We start from the raw sequence: 24,628 nt of genomic DNA, 5'->3' as shown, positions 1-24,628 counted from the left end.
TCCCGTCGGGCGTTGGCGTGGTCCTGTCATCGTACGTCGGGGACCCCGGATCCGGGTCCGCCGCGACGCGCCCCGGAGGCCCCTACCGGAATCGAATCGCGGCGGATAAGGTCCGTGCCATGGCCAGGTCTCATGGAGTCGACGGTCCCGCGTCCGACGCGCTGCTCGAAGTCGGACGCTTCTTCACGAGGCGAGACGAGACGCCCGACCACCGGGCGACGTTCCTCCAGGGCGGCAGATCCGGCGACGCGTTCTACCGCGATCGCTGGAGCCACGACAAGGTCGTCCGCTCCACGCACGGCGTGAACTGCACGGGGTCCTGCTCGTGGAAGGTGTACGTCAAGGACGGCATCATCACGTGGGAGGCGCAGCAGACCGACTACCCGAGCGTGGGCCCCGACCGCCCCGAGTACGAGCCCCGCGGGTGCCCCCGCGGGGCTGCGTTCTCCTGGTACACGTACTCGCCGACGCGCGTGCGCTACCCGTACGTGCGCGGCGCGCTGCTCGACGCGTACCGCGAGGCGAAGGCGCGCACGGGCGACCCCGTCCTCGCCTTCGGCGACGTGACCCGGAACCCCGAGACCCGCAGGCGGTACCAGCAGGCCCGCGGCAAGGGCGGGCTGGTGCGCACGACCTGGGCGGAGGCCACCGAACTCGTCGCGGCGGGCTACGTGCACACGATCAAGGAGTACGGCCCCGACCGGGTCGCGGGATTCTCGCCGATCCCCGCGATGTCGATGGTCTCGCACTGCATCGGCACGCGGTTCACCCAGCTCGTGGGCGGCGTGATGACGAGCTTCTACGACTGGTACGCCGACCTGCCGGTCGCGAGTCCGCAGGTGTTCGGCGACCAGACCGACGTTCCCGAGTCCGGTGACTGGTGGGATGCCACCTACCTCATGATGTGGGGCTCGAACGTGCCGGTGACGCGCACGCCCGACGCCCATTGGATGGCCGAGGTGCGCTACCGGGGCACGAAGGTCGTCACGGTCAGCCCCGACTACGCCGACAACACGAAGTTCGCCGACGAGTGGATGCGCTGCCAGGCCGGCACCGATGCGGCCCTGGCGATGGCGATGGGGCACGTGCTGCTCAAGGAGCGCTACGTCGACCGGCGGGTGCCGTTCTTCGTCGACTTCGCGACCAAGTACACCGACCTGCCGCACCTGATCACGCTCGTCGAACACGCCGACGGCGGGCTCGTGCCCGGCAAGTTCCTCACGTCGGCCGACCTGGGCGGCACCACCGACGAGGACCAGTGGAAGACGGTCCTGCTCGCGGCCGCGACGGGCGAACCGGTCGTGCCGAACGGGTCGATGGGCTTCCGCTACGCGGAGTCGGGCGTCGGGCGCTGGAACCTCGACCTCGACGGCACGGTCCCGGCGCTCTCGGTGCGGGACGCGAAGATCGCTGCCGAAGACGTCGAGGTCCAGCTCCCCAGGTTCGACGCGCCCGACGGGTCGGGCGGGGTGCTGCGCCGCGGCGTGCCCGCGGCACGGGTCGGCGGGCGCCTGGTCACGACCGTGTTCGACCTGCTGCTCGCGCAGTACGGCGTCGGCCGCGACGGGCTCCCCGGCGAGTGGCCGACCGACTACGACGACCGCGAGACCCCGTACACCCCCGCCTGGCAGGAGGACATCACGGGTGTCCCGGCCGAGCAGTGCATCCGCATCGCGCGCGAGTTCTCGCAGAACGCGGTCGACTCGGGCGGGCGGACGATGGTCATCATGGGCGCCGGCATCTGCCAGTGGTTCCACGGCGACGCGACCTACCGCTCGATCCTCGCGCTGCTCATGCTCACCGGCTCGATGGGCCGCAACGGCGGCGGCTGGGCCCACTACGTCGGGCAGGAGAAGTGCCGACCGATCACCGGCTGGCTCTCGCTCGCGAACGCGCTCGACTGGTCCCGCCCGCCGCGCACCATGACGGGCACGTCGTACTGGTACATGCACACCGACCAGTGGCGCTTCGACGGGTACTCGGCCGACGCCCTCGCGTCGCCGCTGGCCGAGGGCAACCTCGCGGGCATGCACACGGCCGACACGATCGCGCAGTCCGCGCGCCTGGGCTGGATGCCCTTCTACCCGCAGTTCGACCGCAACCCGCTCGAGGTGGCCGAGGCCGCCGAGCGCGCGGTCGCCGACGGCACCGCCGCGAACGCGGCATCCTTCGTCGCGGCGTCGCTCGGCGACGGTTCGCTGAAGACCGCGATCAGCGACGTCGACGCACCCGAGAACTGGCCGCGCCTGCTCACCCTGTGGCGATCCAACCTCATGGGGTCCTCGGCGAAGGGCAACGAGTACTTCCTGAAGTACCTGCTCGGCACGCACTCGAACGTGATGGCCTCGGACGAGGCATCCGTTCGGCCGAAGGAGATCGCCTGGCGCGACGAGATCCCCGAGGGCAAGCTCGACCTGCTCGTCTCGGCCGACTTCCGGATGACGTCGACGACGCTGCTCTCGGACGTGGTGTTCCCCGCGGCGACCTGGTACGAGAAGCACGACCTCTCCTCGACCGACATGCACCCGTTCGTGCACGCGTTCACCCCGGCGATCGACCCGCCGTGGGAGGCCAAGAGCGACTTCGACATGTTCCACGCGATCGCCCGCGAGTTCTCGCGCATGGCGGCCACCCACCTCGGCACCCGGAAGGACCTCGTCTCGGTGCCGATGCAGCACGACACCCCGGGCGAGACGTCGCAGCCCGGCGGCGCGGTCCGGGACTGGGCCCGCGGCGACGTCGCGGCGACGCCGGGGAAGACCATGCCCGTCTTCCAGGTCGTCGAACGCGACTACACCGCGATCGCGGACAAGCTCGCCACCGTCGGGCCCCTCGCCGACAAGCTCGGGTTCACGATCAAGAACGTGACCTACGACGTGTCGCACGAGGTCGACCGGCTCGCGAAGCAGCACGGCGTCATGCCGTCCGGGCCCGCCGCGGGCCGGCCCGCGATCGACACCGACGTGAAGATGGCCGAGGCGATCCTGTCGTTCTCGGGCACCACGAACGGCGAACTCGCCGTGCAGGGCTTCAAGACGCTCGAGAAGCGGGTCGGCAAGCCGCTCGCCGACCTCGCGGAGGGCTCGGAGGAGAAGCGCATCACGTTCGCGATGACGCAATCCGCCCCGCAGCCCGTGATCACCAGCCCGGAGTGGTCGGGCTCGGAGACCGGGGGCCGGCGCTACGCGCCGTTCACCGTGAACATCGAGCGCCTGAAGCCGTTCCACACGCTCACCGGGCGCATGCACTTCTACGTCGACCACGACTGGATGCGCGACCTCGGCGAGACGATGCCGATCTACCGCCCGCCGCTCGACATGCACCGCCTGTTCGGCGAACCCCGGCTCGGTCCCGACGGGCGGCAGCAGGTCGTCGTGCGGTACCTCACCCCGCACTCGAAGTGGTCGATCCACTCCGAGTACCAGGACAACCTGTTCATGCTCTCGCTCTCGCGCGGCGGGCCCACGGTCTGGATGAGTCCGCAGGACGCGGGGGCGATCGGCGCGGCCGACAACGACTGGGTCGAATGCGTGAACTCCAACGGCGTGCTCGTGGCCCGCGCGATCGTCTCGCACCGGATGCCCGAGGGCGTCGTCTACGTCCACCACGCCCAGGAGCGGACGATCGACGTGCCCAAGTCGGAGGCCACAGGCCGGCGCGGCGGCATCCACAACTCGGTCACGCGCCTGCTCGTGAAACCGTCGCACCTCATCGGCGGCTACGCGCAGTTGTCGTACACGTTCAACTACCTGGGGCCGACCGGCAACCAGCGGGACATGGTGGCGACGATCCGTCGCCGTTCGCAGGAGGTGACGTACTGATGGACGCAGTTCGGGAGGTGAACCGCTGATGCGCGTCATGGCCCAGATGGGCATGGTCATGAACCTCGACAAGTGCATCGGATGCCACACCTGTTCGGTCACGTGCAAGCAGGCGTGGACGAACCGGGCGGGCACCGAGTACGTGTGGTTCAACAACGTGGAGACGAGACCGGGGCAGGGGTACCCGCGCCGGTACGAGGACCAGGAGCAGTGGAAGGGCGGATGGGAGCTCAACGGCCGCGGCCGGCTGAAGCTGCGCACGGGCAGCCGGCTCAAGCGCCTGCTGACGATCTTCTCCTCGCCGGTGCAGCCCGAGCTCGAGGACTACTACGAGCCGTGGACCTACGACTACCAGACCCTCATCGACGCGCCGCTCGGCGACGACTTCCCCGTGGCCCGGCCGAAGTCGCTCATCACCGGCGAGGACACGAAGATCACGTGGTCGGCGAACTGGGACGACAACCTCGGCGGCACGAGCGAACTCGGGCACCTCGACCCGGTGGTCGAGAAGGTGCGGCGCGAGTCGGAGGACGCGATCAAGTTCCAGCTCGAGCAGTCGTTCATGTTCTACCTGCCGCGCATCTGCGAGCACTGCCTGAACCCGTCGTGCATGGCCTCGTGCCCGTCGGGTGCGATCTACAAGCGCGAGGAGGACGGCATCGTCCTCGTCGACCAGGACCGCTGCCGGGGCTGGCGGCAGTGCATAACCGGATGCCCGTACAAGAAGATCTACTTCAACCACAAGACCGGCAAGGCCGAGAAGTGCACGATGTGCTACCCGCGCCTCGAGGTCGGCATCCCGACCGTCTGCTCGGAGACGTGCGTGGGCCGGTTGCGCTACCTGGGGCTCTTCCTCTACGACGCCGACCGGGTCACGGAGGCCGCGTCGACGCCCGACGAGCAGGACCTGTACGAGGCGCAGCTCGACCTGATCCTCGACCCGGACGACCCCGAGGTGATCGCGGCGGCGCGCGATCAGGGCATCGCCGACGACTGGATGGAGGCGGCCCGCCGCTCGCCGGTCTACGCGCTCGCGAAGAAGTACCGAGTCGCGCTCCCGCTGCACCCCGAGTACCGGACCATGCCGATGGTCTGGTACATCCCGCCGCTCTCGCCGATCGTCGACGTGCTGCGCGACCAGGGCCACGACGCCGAGTCGGCGGGCACGCTGTTCGGCGCGATCGAGTCGCTGCGGATCCCGGTCGAGTACCTCGCGGAGCTGTTCACCGCGGGCGACACCGACCTGGTCACGGGGGTGCTCCGCAAGCTCGCGGCGATGCGCGCGTACCTGCGCGACATCGCACTCGAGCAGCCGAAGGACGAGTCGATCCCGCAGGCGGTCGGCATGGACGGCGCGACGATGTACGAGATGTACCGGCTGCTCGCGATCGCGAAGTACGACGAGCGGTACGTGATCCCGACCGCCCACTACGAGCGGGCGCACGAGCTCGAGGAGCTCGGGTGCTCGCTCGACTTCGACGGCGGCCCGTACGAGATCGGTTCGGGTCCGTTCGGCGAGGCGAGCGGTCGCCCGGCGCCCGTCGCGGTCGAGACGTTCCAGGCCCTGCGCGACCGCCAGACCGCCGAGCGCGCCGCCGACAGCGAGTCGCTGCGCGGCCGGGTCAACCTGCTGAACTGGGACGGCAACGGCAGCCCGAGCGGGTTGTTCCCGGCGAAGGGCGCCGAAGCGGATGCCGCGGCCGACGCCGACGGGAGCGGACGGTGAACCGGGCGATCGTGTACCAGGCGGCATCCGTCTGCCTGAGCTACCCCGATGACGGGGTGCTCGAGCTCGCCGGGATCGTCCGCGACGCGCTCACCGAGTCGGCGCCCGAGGCCGCCGCCTCGTTCGCGCCCCTGCTGGACTGGTGGGCGATCGAGTCGCCCGCGACGGTGCAGGCCGCCTACGTCGACGTGTTCGACATGTCGAAGCGGCATGCGCTGTACCTGTCGTACTGGACCGACGGCGACACCCGCCGCCGCGGGACGGTGCTGGCCGAGTTCAAGCAGCGCTACCGCGAGGCGGGGTTCGAGCTCGGCGGCACGGGCGAGCTGCCCGACCACCTGCCGCTCGCGCTGGAGTACGCCCGGCACCGGCCGGAGGACGGCGCAGCGCTCATGCAGGAGTACCGCGCGAGCCTCGAACTCATCCGCCTCGCGCTCGAGGAGCGCGGGTCGCCGTACGCCGGGGTCGTCGCCGCGGTGTGCGCGACCCTGCCCGGCCGCTCGCCGGCCGACCGGCAGCAGGCGATGGCGATGGCCGCTTCGGGACCGCCGACGGAGTCGGTCGGGCTCGACCCGTACGACCCTCGGCTGCTGCCGATGGCGACGACCGGAGGAGGACGCTGATGGACTGGGACGTCGTGCTGTGGGGCATCCTGCCGTACGTCATGATCGCCGTGCTCATCGGCGGACTGGTCTGGCGCTACCGCTACGACCAGTTCGGCTGGACGACCAGGTCGTCCCAGCTCTACGAGTCGCGCCTGCTGCGCATCGGGTCGCCGCTGTTCCACTTCGGCATCCTCGTCGTCGTCATCGGCCATGCGATCGGCCTCGTCATCCCGAAGGCCTGGACCGAGGCCGTCGGGGTCACCGAGGACATGTACCACGTCGTCGCCCTCGGCCTCGGCTCGGTCGCGGGCATCGCCACGCTCGCGGGCGTCGCGATCCTCATCTGGCGTCGACGCACGACCGGCCCGGTGTTCATGGCGACCACGAAGAACGACAAGACCATGTACGTGGTGCTCGTCGCGGCGATCATCGCGGGGCTCGCGACGACGCTCATCAGCGTGTTCGGCCCGCACCAGGAGGTCACCTACCGCGACACCGTCGCACCGTGGTTCCGGTCGCTGTTCGTCTTCCAGCCCGACATCGCCGCGATGGCCGCGGCCGGGATCGACTTCAAGATCCACACGCTCATCGGCATGCTGCTGTTCATCATCTGGCCGTTCACGCGCCTCGTGCACGCGTTCACCGCACCGGTGCACTACCTCTTCCGCCCGTACATCGTGTATCGCTCACGTGATTCCCGTCCGGCTCCGGGCGCGGGCGCCGGGCGGCGCGGCTGGGCACCCGTCGGCACACCGGACCGGACCCGCGACGGAGGCTCCGTCCGCACGCCGGACCGCATCGGAAAGGGGAACTGATGACCGAGGCATCCGCTGCACCCGCAACCGGGTCGACCATCCTGCCGGGCCGGGGACTCAACCTCGGGCTGGCGCTGCTGGCCTTCACGATCACCTTCTGGGCGTGGAACATGATCGCCCCGCTGGCGGTGCGCTACGCCGACGAACTCGGGCTGGATGCCACGCAGCAGTCGATGATCATCGCGACGCCGGTGATCGTGGGGTCCGTCGGGCGCATCCTCACGGGCGCCCTCACCGACCGCTTCGGCGGGCGCATCATGTTCACGATCCTCACCGCGTTCTCGGCGATCCCGGTGCTGCTGGTGATGTGGGCCGGTGAGGCCGGCTCGTATGCCCTCCTGATCGTGTTCGGGTTCATCCTGGGCGTCGCCGGAACCACGTTCGCGGTCGGCATCCCGTTCGTGAACGCCTGGTACGACCCGAAGAAGCGCGGGTTCGCGACGGGCCTGTTCGGCGCGGGCATGGGCGGCACGGCGCTCTCGGCGTTCTTCACCCCGCGCATGGTCGCCTGGTTCGGCTACCAGGCCACGCACTGGATCATCGCGATCGCACTCGTCGTCGTCGCGGTGATCGTCTGGCTGTTCATGCGCGACGCCCCGACCTGGAAGCCGAACACCGACCGGGTCATGCCGAAGCTCGCCGCGGCGAGCAAGCTCGCCGTGACCTGGCAGATGGCCTTCCTGTACGCCGTCACCTTCGGCGGCTTCGTGGCGTTCTCGACGTACCTGCCGACCTACCTCAAGGAGGTCTACGAGTTCGACCTCACGGGCGCGGGGACGCGCACGGCGGGCTTCGCGATCGCAGCCGTCATCGCCCGACCGATCGGCGGGTGGCTGAGCGACAGGATCGGCCCGGCGCGCGTGCTCATGATCTCGCTCGCGGGCGCCGCGGTCATGGCCGTCGCCATCGCGTTCGTGCCGCCGCCCGAGCTCATCGCCGGGACCGAGTTCGTGCTCATGGCCGGGTTCCTCGGCCTCGGGACGGGTGCGGTGTTCACGTGGGTCGCGCAGCGTGCGCCCGCGGAGCGAGTCGGGACGGTGACCGGCATCGTCGGCGCCGCCGGCGGACTCGGCGGATACTTCCCGCCGCTGGTCATGGGCACGACGTACGCCGCGACCGGGAGCTACACGCTCGGCCTCGCGCTGCTGTGCGTGACCGCGCTGGCCGCGCTGGTGTTCACGATGGCGCTGGCGCGGAAGGACCGGGCCGCGGCCGGCTGAGCGCAGCGCGCGGCCGGCTGAGCGCAGCGCGCGGCCGGCTGAGCGCAGCCCGGCCGGCTGAGCGCGGCGCATGGCCGGGCACGCGCTGGGCAGGCGCTGTGCACGCAGAGGACCGCGGCCGCGGCATCCGTCTCGGATGCCGCGGCCGCGGCCGGGGTGGGCTCGACGATCAGCCGGCGATCGCCGAACTGAAGTTCGAGCCGGTGCCGTCGGGCTTGTAGTTCTTCTCGATGTTGCCCGCCGAGTCGACCGAGAACCAGTTGACCTTCGTGCCTGCGGGCACGGTGATCGTCTCGGCGCCTTCACGCACGCCCGCGGAGGCGTACAGCGTCGATGCGTAGGTCGGCTTCGAGCCGTCGAGCGTGTAGAACACGGCCGCGGGTTCGGACGTGTCGAACATCACCTCGACCATGCCCGGTTCCGCGCTCGCGGAGACGACGAACGAGCTCGACGGGCGCTTCGAGTCGGTCTCGAAGTCGCGGGCGACCCGCATGAGCTCGACGAGCCCGTTGGCGTACTCCTGCGACTCGGCGTGGGCCGAGGCTCCCGCCGGGTTCTCGCTCTCGAACGGAGGCTGGAACTGGGTTCCGACCTCGAAGTTCCAGGCGTAGATGCCGTGCTTGTACCAGAGCATGTCACCGGAGTTGCCGGCCGCCGAGTACAGCACGTCGGAGATCGGGCCAGTGCGGGCCGGCGTGACCGAGAGGCCGCGGTATCGCTTGATCTCGCTCAGGATCCGGGCCGACGCACCCCAGAAGTACGACTCCTCCTCGAGCGTGGGCCGCGGTGCCGAGACCCGGCCGGGAAGCGCGTACGAGCCGGGCGACCACATGAAGTAGTTGCCCGAGCTGTGCAGGTTCATCGCGAACTTGATGTTCGGGTTGTTCCCGGCGATCCAGTCCACGTTGGCGCTCTCGGGCTCGCTCAGTTCGGCGGGGCCCGCGTAGTTGCCGCTCGTGCACGAGGTCGACGCTCCGCTATACCCGTCGAACAGGCTGAACGCGTCGTAGTTGCGGTTGTTGTCGACGCCCCAGCTGTTCCGCGCGAGCGCGTCGGCGCTGCCGCTGAGCTCGCAGTGGTTGGTCATGTTCTTCCGCTGCGAGGCGAAGTCGTAGAACGAGTAGTGACCGCCGTCGGGGTTGACCGACGGGACGATCCAGATGTCGAGCGCGTTCACGAGCTTCTTCGTCTCGGCGTCCTGCGCGTAGTTGCGCAGCAGCCGCTCCGCCGTCTCGATGGTCACCAGCGGCGGCACCCATTCGCGCGCGTGCTCCTGCGCGTAGGCGAGGACGCCCGGCTTCGACCCGTCACGGACCTTGCCGATGCGGATCGCGTACACGGGGTGCGGGTCGCGCGACACGCTCGCCGGCGCCGAGAGCCCGTCGGTGAGATTCGCAGTCCCTGCCGCGACCACGCCGCCTCCGGCGTTGCCGCGGTAGGTGTACGCGACGACGAGAGCGGATGCCGCGGGCGAGGCGTTGATCGCCGCGACCACGTCGGCAGCGGAACTCGTGATCGCTCCGGAGGCTCCGGTCGCCAGCGACACCGTGATCTCGTCGCCGGCGACGGAGACGGAGAGCGGGGAGTCGGCGGCACCCGGGTCGACGAGGGCGACGCTCAGGTCGTTGCCCCCTTCGTGGCCCCAGGCGACCGAGTCGACGGCGACGCGGTTGGAGCTGCTCGATCCGAGCACGGCCTGGGCCAGGCGCCGGTATCCGTTGGTCTCGTGCGGGAGCTCGACGATCTCCGAGATGCCCGGGAACTCGGCCGCGAGCGCGTGGATGCGGTCGTAGAGCTCGGTCGGCGTGAGGTACGAGGTGATGAAGTCCGACTGGTAGTTCGGGCCGAATGCGTCGTCGTCATCGATCGGGAGCCAGTCCGTCACCTTCGCGGTCGCGACGTCGCCACTGGGGCTCGTGATGCGGATCGTGTCGGGCCGGGTCTCGACGACCGCGGCACCGCGGTGGTAGAGGTAGACGCCGGCGTCGACGAACCGGTTGATGTTCTGGGTTCCGCCCGTGCCGATCTCGGTGCCCGGGCCGCTGTCGCGGGCCACGGTGAGCTGGGACGAGTTCGTCTGGCCGTCGGCCCACTTCGCCTCGACCGAGAGGTAGCCGACGCCGAACGAGGTGTAGTAGTCGGCGCGGATGATCTTGACGTCGGAGACCTCCGCGGCCTCCGCGGCTTCGGCGAACGCCTCGTTGGCCGCCACCGCTTCGGCGATCGTGGCCTCGCGCTCGGCGAGCACGGCCTCGGTGTCGTCCTCGTCGTGCACGGACTTGCCGACCGCGAACCCGTGGGCGCGGAGGATGTCGGCCTCGCCACCGCTCACGACGGCGTGCGCGGTGATCGTGCCGTCGGGGTTGGCGTGCGCGGCGTGGTCGAGGTCGACGCCGGTGTCGACCAGGCGGTCGAGCTCGGTGGAGTCGGCGACGATCACCTCGACGACGGCGACGTCCTCGCCGGCGTCTCGGACGAGCTCCGGCAGCGGTTCCGTGCCGCTGGCCGGACTGATGGGCGTCATGCTGGTCAGGATCAACCCGGCGAGCGCGGCGAACGCCGCGGACCCCCCGAGCACCCTGCGTCTCATCGTTGACATCGTTGTCTTCCCTCTCGTTGCGGTGAGCGGAGATGGAGCCTGTGCCGGAGGGTGAGGACCCGCGAATGCGTCGCCCCCGACCCCGGCCAGCCGACCCCTCCCGCGGGTGCGGGCGGGTTCGAGCGTGGGCTCTGTCTATCGTTTCGGCAACTTTCGCGTCAACGGCGCCAGAAGTGGTCTGGACGTTCTGCCCGTTCCAGCCGTCCTGCGCGGGACGATCGGCCGGCCGGTTGCCGCGGGATCACTGCAGGATGTCGGCGGGATCACGGCAGGATGTCGGCGGATGCTGCAAGACTCGCGCCATGACGGCCTCGATCGGCACACCCGGCGGCACGCCCGAGCGGCCCGCCCTGTTCTTCTCAGGTCCCGAGGAGTTCCGCGCCTGGCTCGAGGCCAACCACGAGACCGCGACCGAACTGTGGATGGGCCTCAACAAGAAGGGCGCGCCCGAGCGCGGCCTCACGTGGGAGGAGGCCGTGCCCGAGGCGCTCTGCTTCGGCTGGATCGACTCGGTGTCGCAGCGCATCGACGACCTCGCCCGTCGGCAGCGCTGGACTCCGCGCAAGCCGAGGAGCATCTGGTCGGCCGTGAACATCGCGCATGTCGAGCGGCTCACGGCCGAGGGCCGCATGCGGCCGGCGGGCATCGCCGCCTACGAGCGCCGCAGCGACGAGCGCTCCGCGATCTACTCGTTCGAGAATCCCGAGCAGGCACTGCCGCAGTCGTTCGCGGCGATGCTCGAGGCGGATGCCGCGGCATCCGCCTTCTGGGAGATCGCGACGCCGAGCTACCGCAAGCTGGTCGTCCACTGGGTGGTGTCCGCGAAGCAGGAGGCCACGCGCGAACGACGGATGTCGCAGCTCGTCGAGTGCAGCGCGGCCGGCGAGCTCGTGCCGTTCCAGCGCTACGGCACGACGCCGAAGTGGGTCGAACGCGCCGCGGAGGCGGCTCGCGCGGCGGCCGGGGCCTGAGTCAGCGCCGCGGGGTCCACCCCGGAGGCAACGGCCCGTCGATCGCGGCGCGCTCGAGGTCCGCCTGCGCGGACCATCCCTGCGCGGCATCCGTCGTCTCGAACCCGCCGCGCGCGACTCGGAACCCCACGTCCTCATGGTGCATGCGCGGCGCTCCTCCGCGGCGCACCGATGCCCTGACGCTCCAGGCGTCGTCGGCGTAGCCCCCGCCGCGGAACACCCGGTAGTCGTCGTACCGGGCGGGGTCGAGCAGGTCCCAGCACCACTCCCAGACGTTGCCGAGCGTGTCGAACAGCCCGTTGAGGTTCGGCAGCTTGCCGCCGACCTCCTGCGGCGCGGTGACGCCGTCGGCGCTCGTCCAGGCGACCTCGTCGAGCGGGCCGTACTGGGGCGTCGTCGAGCCGGCGCGGCAGGCGAACTCCCACTCCGCCTCGGTCGGCAGGCGGAAGCCGTCGGCGTCGACGTGCCAGGTGACCTGCTCGCCATCGAAGGCGTAGGCCGGGTCGAGCCCCTCCCACTCCGACGCGGCGTTGCAGAAGCGGATGGCGCACAGCCAGCTCACGTCCGTCGCGGGCCGGCGCGGGTGCGTCGCCGTCTCACCCAGGAGTTCGGCCAGTTGCTCCTGGGTCACCGGGTACACGCCGATCTCGAACGGCTCGAGGTCCACGCTCCAGCTCGCCCGTCGACGCGCGTCGTGCAGGGCGACCGCACCGGCCTCGATCCGGGCGAGCTCGATATCGGCGGTCACCGGGGCAGTCTCTCACGCGTCCGAAGGGTCGCGCCCGGTCGAGGCCCGAGGCCCGAGGCCCGCCCCGGCTACCCGAGCGCCGCGAGGTACCCGTTCGCGATCGTCGCGACCTTGTCGACGTACGCGTCATCGTGGTTGTACGAGAACACGGCCTCGCGCCATCCGTCGGGCGTCGTCATCGGACCCGATGCGCACAGGTAGCGGGCGGCGGCGTTCGCGGCGTCGTCGATGTCATGCGGGTCGGCGATGCCGTCGCCGTCGGCATCCGTTCCCCACTGCTCCCACGTCGACGGGATGAACTGCATCGGCCCGACCGCGCGATCCCACGTGCGATCGCCGTCGAGGAGTCCGTCGTCGGTGTCGTGGATCGCGGCGACGCCGTCGCCGTCGAGGGCCGGGCCGAGGATCTCGGGCGTCACCAGCCCGCTGTCGGCGAGCGTCGCACCGCCGTGGCCGCCATGGCGTGATTCGACCGCTCCGATCGCCGCGATCGTCGTCCAGTCGAGGCCGCACCGCGGCTCCTCCTCGGCGACCGCGACGTGAGCGAGCGCATACGCGGACAGCGCGCGCTCGGGGATGCCGGTCGCGGCTGCGGACTCGGCGATCCAGTCCGCGTCGACAGCAGGTGGAGTCGGGAGTTCGGGTTCGACCAGGGGCGACACGCCCGATCCGGTCGCGGAGCTCGGGTCGCCGGTCGACCGGTCAGCCGAGTCGGCGCCGACGTTCCCGGCATCGGCGGACCCGCTCAGCGGCGGCACCGGCGCGCCCTGCCCCGAGGCGGAGAGCGCCGCGAATCCCTCCGGATTGGTCGCGACGCCCCAGAAGGTGACCGTCGACACCACGCCGACGACCAACGCCACCACTGCCGCGACGAGTCCGAGCCCGCCCGCGATGCGCAACGCGATCTCGCGCGGCGCCGCGCGCGCACCCGGAACGCGTCGGCCATCGCCGAATGCGTCATCGTCCCAGGACATCGGTCGGCTGCTCCGTTCGGGCAGGGGTTCGAGGTTCGTGCCCGTCGAGCCGCCGCGCGCAACGCCCTCGGGGCGTCGCGCCGCGACCCGCCCGCTCAGACTACCTTCGGGCGCCGGGTCCCGCTCGAGATCCTGCCGGACGTCCGGCACGGGCGGACCGCGGGGGCGGATGCCGATGCCGGCCGACCGACGGGCGGTCAGCGGATGGCGTCGCCGACCTGGACGACCGTCAGCCGCTGCGTGGGCCGGGTGAGGGCGACGTACAGCCGCTTCCAGGTCGCGGCCGTGATCGCGTGCGGTTCCGGCATCGCCGGGACGGCGACCACGACGGCGTCGAACTCGAGGCCCTTGGCGTCGTCGGGCGTGCCGAGCCAGAGCCGAGCGGATGTCCCGGCCGCGGCTGCCTGCGCCGCCTCTGCGGCGTGCACGCCCGCGAGCGCGCCGAGGAGCCCGCGCGGCGCGATGACCCCGACGGTGCCCTCGCTCTCGGCGAGCGCCTCCTCCGCCGCGAGCGCGGTGGTCTCGCCGAGCCGCGCCGCGTCCACTCGCAGCACGCGTGGCTCGTGGTCGCCGTCGCGGGCCGAGGACGGGTCGGCCGCGGCCGGGTCGATGCGTCGCAGCACGCCCGTGGCCAGCCGCATGATGCGGCCCGGCGTGCGGTAGTTGACGGTGAGGTCCGCGCGGCGCCACCTCGGCACCTGCGGGTCGAGCAGGCCCGACCACGTGAACGGCGCGTCGGTCGCGGTGTACTGGTTCGCGTCGCCCACGAGGGTCATCGATCGGGTCGGGCACCGCCGGATGAGCGCCCGCAGCAGCATCGGGCTGACCTCCTGCGCCTCGTCGACGATGACGTGCCCGTAGACCCACTCGCGATCCGTCATCGCGCGCTCGGCCGGCGTCCGTCCGTCGCCGGCGAGCTGCCGGTCGGCCAGGGTCGCGGCCGTCACGATCGAGACCGGCGCGGCGAGGTGATCCTCGTCGGCATCGGCGTCCGCGACCATGTCGAGCACGTTCTGCGCGTAGGCGAGGTCGACGGCCCGGTCTGCTCGGGCGCGCGCCGCGGCGGCCGCGGCCGGGCGCGGGTCATCGCCGAGCAGTTCGGCGAGTTCGTCGACGAGCGGGATGTCGGCCGGGGTGAGTCCGTGCTCGCGGGGCCGCAGGAGTTCGCCGCGCAGGCCCGCGTCGAGCTGAGGGAAGGCCCGGTCGAACCGCGTCGGGTCGCTGAACAGGTCGCGCACGACCTCGACCGGATCCAGCAGCGGCCACAGGTCGTCGAAGAGCTCCTGGACTGCCGGGTCCTCAGCCCAGTCGGCCCGACGCTCGTGGTCCTCCATGGCCGTGGAGCCGTGCTCGGCGTCCTCGATCCGGAGGATCTCGGTCAGGAGCGCCTTCTCGAACCTCGGCCGGGCGGCGTTGTGCGCGGCCCCGCCGGAGCGTCCGCGACCGCGGACGCGGCGGAGCAGGGCCGCGTCGAGAGTCATCGGCTTCAGGCCCGCCGGGCGGAGCACCCGGGCGGCCGTGTCCGGGACCTCGAACTCGCGCACGACCCGTTTCAATGCGTCGGCGATGTCGAGCCGGCCCTTGTACGCGGCCGCGATCGGCGTCTCGGTCGCGGTCGCGGCGACACCGGGCACCAGCGTCCCCGGGGTGACGAGCACCGCCGAGTCCTCGCCGAGCGACGGGAGCACCTGGGAGATGTACTCGAGGAACCGCTGGTTCGGTCCGACGACGAGCACCACGGACTTCGCGAGACGTTCGCGGTGCTCGTAGAGCAGGTAGGCCGCGCGCTGCAGTGCGACCGCGGTCTTCCCGGTGCCCGGCCCGCCCTGCACGACGAGCGTGCCCTGGATGGGGTCGCGGATGATCGCATCCTGTTCGCGCTGGATCGTGCCGACGATGTCGCTCATGTGGGCCGTGCGCGGCCGTTCGAGTGCTGCGAGCAGTGCGCCGTCGGACGAGGGATTCGCACGGTCGCCGGCGGCCGTGCCGCCGTCGAGCTCGCCCAGGTCGTCGAGCAGCAGCGACTCGTCGTGCACCGCGGTCACGGCACGATCGGTCGAGGTGACGCGGCGTCGGGTCTTCACGCCGTCGCGGTGCAGCGGCGTCGCCGTGTAGAAGGGGCGCGCCACGGGTGCGCGCCAGTCGATGAGCAACCGCTCGCCGTCGTCGGGATCGCTGAGCCCGATGCGGCCGATGCGTCGCCGTTCACCCTCGTCGGTCTCGACGCCCCCGAGCAGCAGTCCGTACTGCGCGGTCCGGAGCCCGTGCAGGCGCCGCGCGTGGTGCGCGACGAGCGCATCGCGCTCGGTGAGGTTGAGTTCATCGCTCGGTCGCGCGAGCATCGTGCGCAGCGCCTCGGATTCCTGCTCGACGAGCCCGGCGACGACCTGGCGGATGCGGTCGAGCGCTGCCTGCTCCTCGGCGATGGGCGTGACCGTCGTGGTGCTGATGTGCGGACTCCTCGTGATGCGGGCGGCCGTCGATTCTACCCTCCGCCCCGGCCCGCGCCGTCACTCGGTGCAGCGATGGACGAAAACTAGTTCACGTGCAAAACTACTCTGGCGCGCTGACGTGGTCGCGCAGACAGGAGCACGGCAACCATGAACGTCGTCATCGTCGGAGCCGGCATCGCCGGCCTCGCCACGGCCCTCAGCCTCGAGGCCGTCGGCATCCGCGACATCCGCATCTTCGAGCGGGCGCCCGAGATCCGCGGGCTCGGCGTCGGCATCAACCTGCTGCCGCACGCCGTCCGCGAGCTCACCGAGCTCGGGGTCGCCGACCGCATCGAGGCCCTGGGCGTCGCACCGTCGCGCCTGGCCTACTTCAACCGCCTCGGCCAGCCGATCTGGTCCGAGCCGCGCGGGCTCGATGCCGGATACCGGTGGCCGCAGCTCTCGGTGCATCGAGGTCGCCTGCAGCTCGCGCTGGTCGAGCTCGTGCGGGAACGCCTGGGCGAGGTCATCGAGACGGGGCATCGCCTCACCGACGTGTCCGAGGGCGCCGAGACGGTCACTGCCGTCTTCGACACCGACGCGGGCCCGGTCGAGGCGACCGGCGACCTCGTCATCGGCGCCGACGGCATCCATTCGGCGCTCCGCGCGATCCGCTACCCCACGGAGGGGGCGCCGCCGTGGAGCGGCCTCACGCTGTGGCGCGGCACCGCCGTGATCCCCGGATACCTCGACGGGCGCACGATGATCATGGCCGGCGACGGCGACCAGAAGTTCGTCGCCTACCCCCTGGGCGCCCCCGACGAGGCCGGGCTGCAGCGCGTGAACTTCATCGCGGAACGCCGAGGCGAGGGCTCCCCCGACGCCGACTGGAACCGCGCGGTCGACCCGGCGCCGATCGTCGAGCTGTTCCGCGACTGGCGGTTCGACTGGCTCGACGTTCCAGCCGCGATCGCCGCCGCCGACGAGATCCTCGAGTACCCGATGGTCGACCGCGACGCGCTGCCGCGCTGGACCTTCGGCCGCACCACCCTCGTCGGCGACGCCGCCCACGCGATGTACCCGAACGGGTCGAACGGCGGCTCCCAGGCGATCCTCGACGCACGCACCCTCGCCTTCCACCTCGCGACGGCCCCCTCCATCACCGCGGCACTCGACGCCTACGAGACCGACCGGAGGCCCGCGACCGCGGCACTGCTCGGGATGACCCGGCAGACCGGTCCCGAGCGCGTCATGCAGCTCGCCTACGAGCGCGCGCCCGAGGGGTTCGCCGACATCCACGATGTGATCCCCGCGGAGGAGCTCGCGGAGATCGCCGCCGCCTACAAGCGCGCGGCGGGGTTCCACCCCGACGTGCTCAACGCGCGACCGTCGATGAGCGTCGAGCGTGTCGGAGCCCGTGACGAGCAGGGCCCGAAGGCGACGTCATGAGCTTCGACGCCGCCCGGCTCGCCGCCGTCGTCTCGCCACTCCGCCGTGCGATCCTCGGTGCCGCACGCCGCCGCGAAGGGCTGCCCGAACTCCCCGACGCGCAGGTCGAGGTGATCCGTGCACTCCCGCGCGGATCGGTCGCGTCGCCGAGCGAGCTCGCCGACGCGCTCGGCCTCGGCCGCCCGACCGTCAGCAACCTGCTGAATCGGATGGAACGCGACGGGCTCATCACGCGCACGCCCCGAGCCGGCGACGGCCGGGGCGTCGACGTCGTGGCATCCGCCCACGCCCTCGACCTGTTCGTGCGCTTCGACCGCGCCTCGGCCGCGATCGTGGCCGACGCGGCATCCGCCCTGCCCCCGGAGGACCTCGCCGCGCTCGACGCCGCACTGCCTGCGCTCGAACGGCTGCGCGACCTCCTGGTCGACCTTCGACAGGCCGCCGCCGCGCACCCCCAGTACGCGGCGCATTCCGCCCGTGGCGCGATCGATCCTCTTGACCGCCCTGATCAGGGCTTCTAGCGTGGGTCCCGCGACCCGGCCGGGCCGTACCGGATCGCCGTCGGTGCTGACGGCGAGGGGAAGAGGTTCGCAATGTCCACCATCACGCGCAGGGCCGCAGCCGCGGCATCCGCCCTGGCTCTCGCCGCGACCGCGGCGCTCGTCGGGAGCGCACCCGCATCAGCCCTCGACGGGCCGGCCTGCGGCGACGTCATCACGGTCGACACCGTGCTGACCGCGGACCTCGTCTGCGACGGCTCCTCGGACGGGCTCGTCATCGGGGCCGATGACGTCACGCTCGACCTCCGCGGCCACACGATCTCGGGTCCGGGCGCGTACGCGACCGGGTGGGCCGCCGTCCGCGCGGCGGGCCGCACCGGCGTCACGATCACCCGCGGCACGGTGACCGGCTTCCAGGCGGGTGTCGTGCTCGACCAGTCGTGGGGCGCCACCGTGAGCAAGCTCACCGTGTCGGCCAACGACCAGGGCGTCAACCTCGCCGGGGGCGGGCAGCACCTCGTGGCGAAGAACACCGTCTCGGCGAACGGTCGCGACGGCGTGCGCCTCGGCCTGAGCACCGGCAACACCGTCACGCAGAACACCGTCGACGGCAACACGTGGGGCATCTCCGTCGCGGACGGGTCGCACGGCAACGCGGTCTCGCGCAACGTCGTGACCGGGTCACGTCAGCACGGACTCGCGGCCTTCGGGTGGGCGACCGGCACGGCGTTCACGCAGAACCAGGTGAGCGCCAGCTGGAGCGACGGCATCGTCGTGCGGAACGAGAGCGCAGGGACGACGCTCTCGCAGAACACGAGCTCGGCGAACGGCGGCGCGGGGCTCCTCGTGGCGAACAGCCTCGTCGTGAAGAACACCGCGGTCGACAACGCGGGCCAGGGCATCGCAGCCACCGGCTCGACCGATGGCGGCGGCAACACGGCGGCGGGCAACCTCACGCAGCCGCAGTGCTCGGGCGTGGCCTGCTCCACGCCGTGATCACCCGTCGTTGATCGGCAGCGGATGCCGCGGGGCCGGCCCCGCGGCATCCGTCATGTCCGTCGCAGCGGTCAGACCGCCGCCCGCATGGTCTCGCCCGCCCGCGCCGCGAACGCCGTCGCCTCCGTCTCGATCGTCTGCCGCATGACCTCGACCGCCGCGGTCGGCGCGACGTCGGTCGGCCGCGCGAGGCTGATCGTGCGGTCGAGCGCCCGTTCGGCGAGCCGCACCGCGCGCAGCCCGGGGCGGTCGATCAGCACGAGCGCGGGAACGATCGCGACGCCGAGCCCGCGCTCGACGAACCGCAGCACGGCATCCATCTCGGCGCCCTCGAGCACGACCTCGGGTTCGAGCGACGCGGCCCGGAACGCGGCATCCGTCGCAGCCCGGAGGTCGTAGGTCGAGCTGAAGACGACCTGCGGCAGCCGCGCGACCTCGGCGAGCGAGATCGTGTCGCGCTCGGTGACGGGCGGTGCGGCAGCGGATGACACGACGACGAGCTCCTCGACGAGCAACGGGGTCACGGTGAAGCGGCCCGGGGCCGTGGCATCCGTCGTCGTCACGAGCGCGAGGTCGAGCTCGCCGCCGGCGAGTTCGTCGAGCAGGCGCCGCGAGCCCTGTTCGGAGAGGTGCAGCTCGATCGCCGGGTGCTCGGCGTGGAAGGTGCTGAGCACCTCGGCGACGAGGCTGATGCACAGGGTCGGCGTCGCGCCGAGCCGCACGCGGCCGCGTTCGAGGCCCGCGAGCTCGGCGAGTTCGCGCCGTACCGACTCGGCGTCGGCGAGCATACGGCGGGCCAGCGGCAGCAGCGACTCCCCCGCAACCGTGAGGGTCGACCCACCGCGGGCACGGTGGAACAGCTCGGCACCGAGGTCCTGTTCGAGGGCCGCGATCTGGCGGCTCAGCGAGGGCTGGGCGAGGTAGAGCTCTTCGGCGGCGCGCGTGAAGTTGCCGGACCGCGCGACCTCGACGAACGACCGCAACTGCTCGAGGTTCATGCCGCCAGCCTACGCCTCTCGATAGCCATGACGCATCGTCATGACAGCGAAGATGCATTGGACGCATCGAATGCGCGAACCTACCGTGGAACGCATGACCACCGCAGCACGCACCGCTCCCGAGCGCCAGCTCTCCACGACCGTCCTCGTCATCGGCACGGGCGGGTCGGGCCTGCGCGCCGCCATCGAACTCGCCGAGGCGGGCGTCGACGTGCTCGCACTCGGCAAGCGCGCGAAGTCCGACGCGCACACCTCGCTCGCGGCCGGCGGCATCAACGCGGCCCTCGGCACCATGGACGCCGACGACAGCTGGCAGCAGCACGCCGCCGACACCCTGAAGGAGAGCTACCTCCTCGCCGACCCGCGCACCGTCGAGACCGTGACCAAGGGCGCAGCCCGCGGCATCCAGGACCTCGAGCGCTACGGCATGCCGTTCGCCCGCGAAGAGGACGGCCGCATCTCGCAGCGCTTCTTCGGCGCGCACACCTTCCGGCGCACCGCATTCGCGGGCGACTACACCGGCCTCGAGATCCAGCGCACGCTCGTGAACCGGGCCGCGCAGCTCGGCGTGCCGATCCTCGACACCGTCTACGTCACGCGCATCCTCGTCAACGACGACGGCGCGGTCTTCGGCGCCTACGGCTTCGACCTCGAGGACGGCACCCGCTACCTCATCCACGCCGACGCCGTCATCCTCGCCGCCGGCGGCCACAACCGCATCTGGCGGCGCACGTCGTCGCGGCGCGATGAGAACACGGGCGACTCTTGGCGCCTCGCCGTCGAGGCGGGCGGCCGGGTGCGCGACCCCGAGCTCGTGCAGTTCCACCCGTCGGGCATCCTCGAGCCCGAGAACGCGGCAGGCACCCTCATCAGCGAGGCCGCCCGCGGCGAGGGCGGCATCCTCACCAACGCCCTCGGCGAGCGCTTCATGTCTCGCTACGATCCGGAACGGATGGAACTCTCGACGCGCGACCGCGTCGCGCTCGCCGCGTACACCGAGATCAAGGAGGGCCGCGGCACCCCGAACGGCGGTGTCTGGCTGGATGTCTCGCACCTTCCCCGCGAGACGATCATGCGGCGCCTCCCCCGCGTCTACCAGACCATGCTCGAGCTCCAGATGCGCGACATCACGCAGGAGCCGATCGAGATCGCGCCCACCGCGCACTACTCGATGGGCGGCGTCTGGGTGCGCCCCGACGACCACGGCACCGACGTGCCCGGCCTCTACGCGATTGGCGAGGCCTCCTCGGGCCTGCACGGCGCGAACCGCCTCGGCGGCAACTCGCTCATCGAGCTGCTCGTGTTCGGCCGCATCGTCGGGCAGGCCGCGGCGGAGTACTCGCGCGGGCTCGCCGCGCAGCGGCGTTCGGCGTCCGCGGTCCAGGCTGCCCGCGCCGAGATCGACGACCTGCTGGCGGCGGATGGCCCGGAGAACGTCCGCTCCCTGCAGCGCGCCATCCGCGACACCATGACCGAGCACGCCGGCGTCGTCCGCGACGAGGAGGGCCTCCTCGCGGGCCTCGCCGAACTCGACGCCATCGAGGCGCGCATGACCGACATCGGCGTGCACCCCGACCTCGCCGGCTACCAGGACCTCGCCCATGCCTTCGACCTGAAGTCCGCCGCGCTGGCCGCTCGCGCGACGCTGTCGGCAGCGCTGGAGCGTCGCGAGACCCGCGGATGCCACAACCGCTCCGACTTCCCCGAGACGGATGCCGCCCTGCAGGTCAATCTGGTCTGGTCGCCGTCCACGGGCGTGACGCGCGAGTCGATCCCGCCGATCCCGGAGGAGATCGCCGCGCTCATGCGCGAGGTCTCGACGGTGGGCAAGCTCGTCGAGTAGGCACGCGCTCAGCGTCTGCGGAACGCCCGACCGACTCCCTCGGATATGCGGTATTGATGGACGGTGCACTCACCAGACCCTCGACGATCCGACGCATCGCGGGACCATCGGCCCACCGCCGAGACCGCGCGCGGCGACATCCCCGGCTCGGGCGTGACTGCGTCGGGCATCGCCTTCGACCGTGTCGCCGGATCCGGCATCCCCGTGGTGCTGATCCATGCCGGCGTCGCCGACCGCCGGATGTGGGACCCGCACTGGACGGAACTCGGCTCGGCTCGCGCGGCCGTCCGGCTCGACCTGCGCGGGTTCGGGGAATCGACGACCGAGCCTGACGGCGAGTGGTCGCACGTCGACGATGTCCTCGAGACCCTGCGACACCTCGGCATCGAACGCGCTCACCTCGTCGGGGCCTCATTCGGGTCGGGGGTCGCGGTCGAGGCGGCGCTCACGGCGCCCGACCTCGTCGAGTCGCTGCTGGTGTGCCCGCCCGGCGGGAGCCTGCTCGCCACGATGACGCCCGACCTCCGCCGGTTCATCGACGCGGAGAACGACGCCCTCGCGCGCGGAGACCTCGCTGCAGCGGTCGAGGCGAACGTGGACGCCTGGGTGGTCGGGCCTCACCGCACCGCGGACGACGTCGACCCGGCCGTCGTCGCGGCGGTCCGGACGATGCAGCGTCGAGCGTTCGAGATCGACGCAGCATGGGCTGGAAGCGCGCCGGTGGAACTCGAGCCCGCAGCCCTCGATCGCCTGTCCGAGATCGCCGTGCGGACGCTCGTGCTCGTCGGCACCCACGACCTCGAGACCACGCACGACGCCGCGTCGCGACTCGTCGCCGGCATCGCCGGTGCGCGGCGCATCGACTGGCCGGATGCCGCGCACCTGCCGTCGCTCGAGAAGCCCGCGGCGTTCCTCGACCTCCTGCTCGACTGGACCGCCCCGCCGGGCACTGCGAGCCGGCCTGGCCCAGCGGCTCGATAGCCCTGCCCGCGCTTCGGCGGCACTACTCGCAGCCGACCCCGTCGCCGTCGCGGTCGAGCTTGCGGCTGTAGCCGGGGTCTCCGGCGCGGATCGGTGCGGCTCCAGCGGCACGGACGGCGTCGCAGTTGGCGTAGTACACGGGCGCCGGAGCAGGTGCCGGTGCCGGTGCGGGGGCCGGCTCGGGAGCTGGGGCGGGAGCCGGCTCGGGAGCGGGGGCAGGCTCAGGGGTGGGCTCGGCAGCCGGTCCCGGTGCCTGGGCCCGTGCGGCTCCGGTGGTCAGCGCCGGTTCGTCCGGGCAGGTCGCGAGGATGCGCGCGATCGCGTCGTGCTCGGCCTGGGTCACCCAGAGCGAGTAGGCGGCCTTGACCGACGCCTGCCGGGCGACGTACTGGCATCGGAAAGCCTTGTGCGGCGGCAGCCAGGTTGCGGCGTCCCCCGCGCCCTTGGCGCTGTTGGTCGGCCCGTCCACGGCGATCAGGTTCAGGGGGTCGTTGGCCAGGGCGATGCGCTGGTCGTGGCTGAGCTGCTGTGCGCCGGTCTCCCACGCGTTCATGAGCGAGACGACGTGGTCGATCTGGACCGCCCCCGAGGTGGCGTTCCCGCGGACGAACTCGATCGTCTTGCCGGTGTAGGTGTCCACGAGGGTGCCGGAGGTGACCTTGCACGGTCCGGCCTTGATCTCCGGTTCGAGGTCGCGGGCGAGGATGTCGTTGCGGGTGTCGCAGCCGTTGCGGTCCACGTCCAGCCACGGGCTGCCGAACATGCCCGTCCGGTCGTAGTCGGTCTTCGGGGCACGTCCCTTGATCGGCAGCGTCTCCAGCAGTGCGAGCGCGGTTCCCACCTGGACGGGCTTGGTCTCGGCGACAGGTTCCGGTGTCGGTTCCGGCGTCGGTTCCGGTTCCGGGGTCGGCGTGTCCGTGGCGACCGGTTCGGAGGTCCTGCTCGGCGCCGGCTCGGCGACTGCGGCGGGTTCGTCGCGCGGGCTCTGCGCCCCGTAGGCGCTCGTGCCGACGACCGTGGTCACCAGGCCGCTCGCGAGCACGATCGCGGCGACCTTCCGGCCGGGGATGCGCGCCCAGCTCCCGCGTCCGGTGATCAGCGTGTACGCCCCGGAGCCGAGCGCGATCAGGCCGACGGCGAGGAGTCCGCCGCCGATCCCGGTCGCCGTCAGGCTGACGAGCACGAACAGCGCGAGCAGCGCCACGCTCACCCAGCCGAACACGGTCAGGCCGGTGAGCCAGCCGCGGAGGCCGGCGATGATCTTGGCGGGCAGGGTCGGTTCGGTCGCAGGGGTATCCGGCATGGGTGTGCTTCCTCGGGTCTTCAGCGGTGCCGGTTCGCGGGGCGCGGACGGGGCGGGCCCGCGCTCAGCCGGCCACCGGCTGCTCATCTCGAGTCAGGCTAGGGTGCTCCGCCATCGCGGGGCGGCGCGGACACGGGCGTCACCCCCGTTCTGGGGCGGCATCGCGGACGGGCTGCACGAACTCGTCACCTGCGTGCCGTCAGCCGTCCGTAGGATGTCCCGATGCATCTCTTCGACCACCTCGGAATCTCCGTCGACGACCTGCCCCGTGCCGTCGCCCGGTTCGACCCGGTGATGCAGGCGCTCGGCTGCACCCGTGAGGATGAGGACGGCTCGGTGGCGTGGCACCGTGGGGAAGAGCAGCTGATCCTCTTCCCCACCCGCGAGCCCGGAAGCGGTCCGCACCGCCACGGCCGCGTCGGGTGGCAGCACCTCGCCTTCGCGGTCGACTCACGAGAGGAGGTCGACCGCCTGCATGAGGTCGCGATGGATGCCGGGTGGACGGCGGTCCGCGAGCCCAAGCTCTATCCTCGTTTCAACGACCGCTACTACGCGTCGTTCGTCGAAGACGACAACGGCATCCGCCTCGAGTTCATGCACAACCCGCCGCGGGAGGCCGACGCCGCAGGATGAGCCGGGGGTGGGGA

At 71.6% G+C, this 24,628-nt stretch carries 18 protein-coding genes; 12 read left to right on the top strand and 6 right to left on the bottom strand.

Annotated elements, in window-relative coordinates:
• Positions 1–119: 119 nt before the first annotated feature.
• From DSM26151_RS02835 to DSM26151_RS02815, 5 genes are read left to right on the top strand one after another with little or no spacing between them, the layout of a single operon-like run.
• Positions 120–3,821 (top strand): nitrate reductase subunit alpha, encoded by a 3,702-nt coding sequence (locus DSM26151_RS02835; protein ID WP_234660914.1) that lies wholly within the window; start codon positions 120–122, stop codon positions 3,819–3,821.
• Between the two features lie 28 nt (positions 3,822–3,849).
• Positions 3,850–5,547 carry a nitrate reductase subunit beta gene (narH, locus tag DSM26151_RS02830; protein WP_234660913.1) on the top strand — a complete coding sequence of 566 codons (1,698 nt, stop codon included), beginning with the start codon at positions 3,850–3,852 and terminating at the stop codon, positions 5,545–5,547.
• Positions 5,544–6,170: a nitrate reductase molybdenum cofactor assembly chaperone gene (gene narJ, locus DSM26151_RS02825; RefSeq protein WP_234660912.1), complete on the top strand. Its 627-nt coding sequence runs from the start codon at positions 5,544–5,546 to the stop codon at positions 6,168–6,170. Before narH ends, narJ begins: the two co-directional genes overlap by 4 nt.
• The gene (narI, locus tag DSM26151_RS02820) at positions 6,170–6,967 is read left to right on the top strand and encodes a respiratory nitrate reductase subunit gamma (protein ID WP_234660911.1); all 798 of its coding nucleotides are present in this window, start codon (positions 6,170–6,172) and stop codon (positions 6,965–6,967) included. The genes narJ and narI overlap by 1 nt, the downstream gene beginning before the upstream one ends.
• Positions 6,967–8,187: a nitrate/nitrite transporter gene (locus DSM26151_RS02815; RefSeq protein ID WP_234660910.1), complete on the top strand. Its 1,221-nt coding sequence runs from the start codon at positions 6,967–6,969 to the stop codon at positions 8,185–8,187. The genes narI and DSM26151_RS02815 overlap by 1 nt, the downstream gene beginning before the upstream one ends.
• Positions 8,188–8,356: 169 nt before the next feature.
• On the opposite strand, the gene DSM26151_RS02810 is transcribed toward DSM26151_RS02815, so the two are convergent.
• Positions 8,357–10,777: a M14 family metallopeptidase gene (locus DSM26151_RS02810; RefSeq protein WP_234660909.1), complete on the bottom strand. Its 2,421-nt coding sequence runs from the start codon at positions 10,775–10,777 to the stop codon at positions 8,357–8,359.
• A gap of 311 nt (positions 10,778–11,088) precedes the next feature.
• Between DSM26151_RS02810 and DSM26151_RS02805 the strand changes: the two genes are divergently transcribed.
• Positions 11,089–11,757 carry a YdeI/OmpD-associated family protein gene (locus DSM26151_RS02805; RefSeq protein ID WP_234660908.1) on the top strand — a complete coding sequence of 223 codons (669 nt, stop codon included), beginning with the start codon at positions 11,089–11,091 and terminating at the stop codon, positions 11,755–11,757.
• Position 11,758: 1 nt separating this feature from the next.
• Here the strand turns inward: DSM26151_RS02805 and DSM26151_RS02800 are convergent, their stop codons facing one another.
• From DSM26151_RS02800 to DSM26151_RS02790, 3 genes are all read right to left on the bottom strand, one after another.
• Positions 11,759–12,505, bottom strand: a complete 747-nt coding sequence (locus DSM26151_RS02800) for a formylglycine-generating enzyme family protein (RefSeq protein ID WP_234660907.1) — start codon at positions 12,503–12,505, stop codon at positions 11,759–11,761.
• 68 nt (positions 12,506–12,573) lie between these two features.
• Positions 12,574–13,479 (bottom strand): lytic transglycosylase domain-containing protein, encoded by a 906-nt coding sequence (locus DSM26151_RS02795; protein ID WP_234660906.1) that lies wholly within the window; start codon positions 13,477–13,479, stop codon positions 12,574–12,576.
• Positions 13,480–13,676: 197 nt separating this feature from the next.
• Positions 13,677–15,821: a HelD family protein gene (locus DSM26151_RS02790; protein WP_234660905.1), complete on the bottom strand. Its 2,145-nt coding sequence runs from the start codon at positions 15,819–15,821 to the stop codon at positions 13,677–13,679.
• A gap of 258 nt (positions 15,822–16,079) precedes the next feature.
• Here DSM26151_RS02790 and DSM26151_RS02785 point away from each other — a divergent pair, with 258 nt between their 5' ends.
• The 3 genes from DSM26151_RS02785 to DSM26151_RS02775 all read left to right on the top strand — a co-directional run bounded on the left by DSM26151_RS02785 (position 16,080) and on the right by DSM26151_RS02775 (position 18,856).
• The gene (locus DSM26151_RS02785) at positions 16,080–17,360 is read left to right on the top strand and encodes a flavin-dependent oxidoreductase (RefSeq protein WP_234660904.1); all 1,281 of its coding nucleotides are present in this window, start codon (positions 16,080–16,082) and stop codon (positions 17,358–17,360) included.
• On the top strand, positions 17,357–17,881 hold the full coding sequence (locus DSM26151_RS02780; protein ID WP_234660903.1) for a MarR family winged helix-turn-helix transcriptional regulator: 525 nt from the start codon (positions 17,357–17,359) through the stop codon (positions 17,879–17,881). The genes DSM26151_RS02785 and DSM26151_RS02780 overlap by 4 nt, the downstream gene beginning before the upstream one ends.
• Before the next feature lie 72 nt (positions 17,882–17,953).
• Positions 17,954–18,856 (top strand): right-handed parallel beta-helix repeat-containing protein, encoded by a 903-nt coding sequence (locus DSM26151_RS02775; protein WP_234660902.1) that lies wholly within the window; start codon positions 17,954–17,956, stop codon positions 18,854–18,856.
• A gap of 71 nt (positions 18,857–18,927) precedes the next feature.
• Here the strand turns inward: DSM26151_RS02775 and DSM26151_RS02770 are convergent, their stop codons facing one another.
• Positions 18,928–19,854: a LysR family transcriptional regulator gene (locus DSM26151_RS02770; RefSeq protein WP_234660901.1), complete on the bottom strand. Its 927-nt coding sequence runs from the start codon at positions 19,852–19,854 to the stop codon at positions 18,928–18,930.
• A 94-nt stretch (positions 19,855–19,948) separates the two neighbouring features.
• Here DSM26151_RS02770 and DSM26151_RS02765 point away from each other — a divergent pair, with 94 nt between their 5' ends.
• Both DSM26151_RS02765 and DSM26151_RS02760 read left to right on the top strand, forming a co-directional pair.
• Positions 19,949–21,697 carry an L-aspartate oxidase gene (locus DSM26151_RS02765; RefSeq protein WP_234660900.1) on the top strand — a complete coding sequence of 583 codons (1,749 nt, stop codon included), beginning with the start codon at positions 19,949–19,951 and terminating at the stop codon, positions 21,695–21,697.
• 153 nt (positions 21,698–21,850) lie between these two features.
• A complete protein-coding gene (locus tag DSM26151_RS02760) occupies positions 21,851–22,678 on the top strand; it encodes an alpha/beta fold hydrolase (RefSeq protein ID WP_234660899.1) in 828 nt (275 codons plus the stop codon).
• A gap of 22 nt (positions 22,679–22,700) precedes the next feature.
• On the opposite strand, the gene DSM26151_RS02755 is transcribed toward DSM26151_RS02760, so the two are convergent.
• Complete coding sequence (locus DSM26151_RS02755) at positions 22,701–23,981, bottom strand: excalibur calcium-binding domain-containing protein (RefSeq protein WP_234660898.1); 1,281 nt, start codon at positions 23,979–23,981, stop codon at positions 22,701–22,703.
• A 222-nt stretch (positions 23,982–24,203) separates the two neighbouring features.
• Here DSM26151_RS02755 and DSM26151_RS02750 point away from each other — a divergent pair, with 222 nt between their 5' ends.
• Positions 24,204–24,614, top strand: coding sequence for a VOC family protein (locus DSM26151_RS02750; protein ID WP_234660897.1), 411 nt, complete (start codon positions 24,204–24,206; stop codon positions 24,612–24,614).
• The last annotated feature ends 14 nt before the right edge of the window (positions 24,615–24,628 follow it).

Origin of the sequence: Agromyces marinus (assembly GCF_021442325.1) — a bacterium.
In the GTDB taxonomy this organism is placed as follows: Bacteria; Actinomycetota; Actinomycetes; order Actinomycetales; family Microbacteriaceae; genus Agromyces; species Agromyces marinus.
This window is presented reverse-complemented; position numbering and strand designations above follow the sequence as displayed.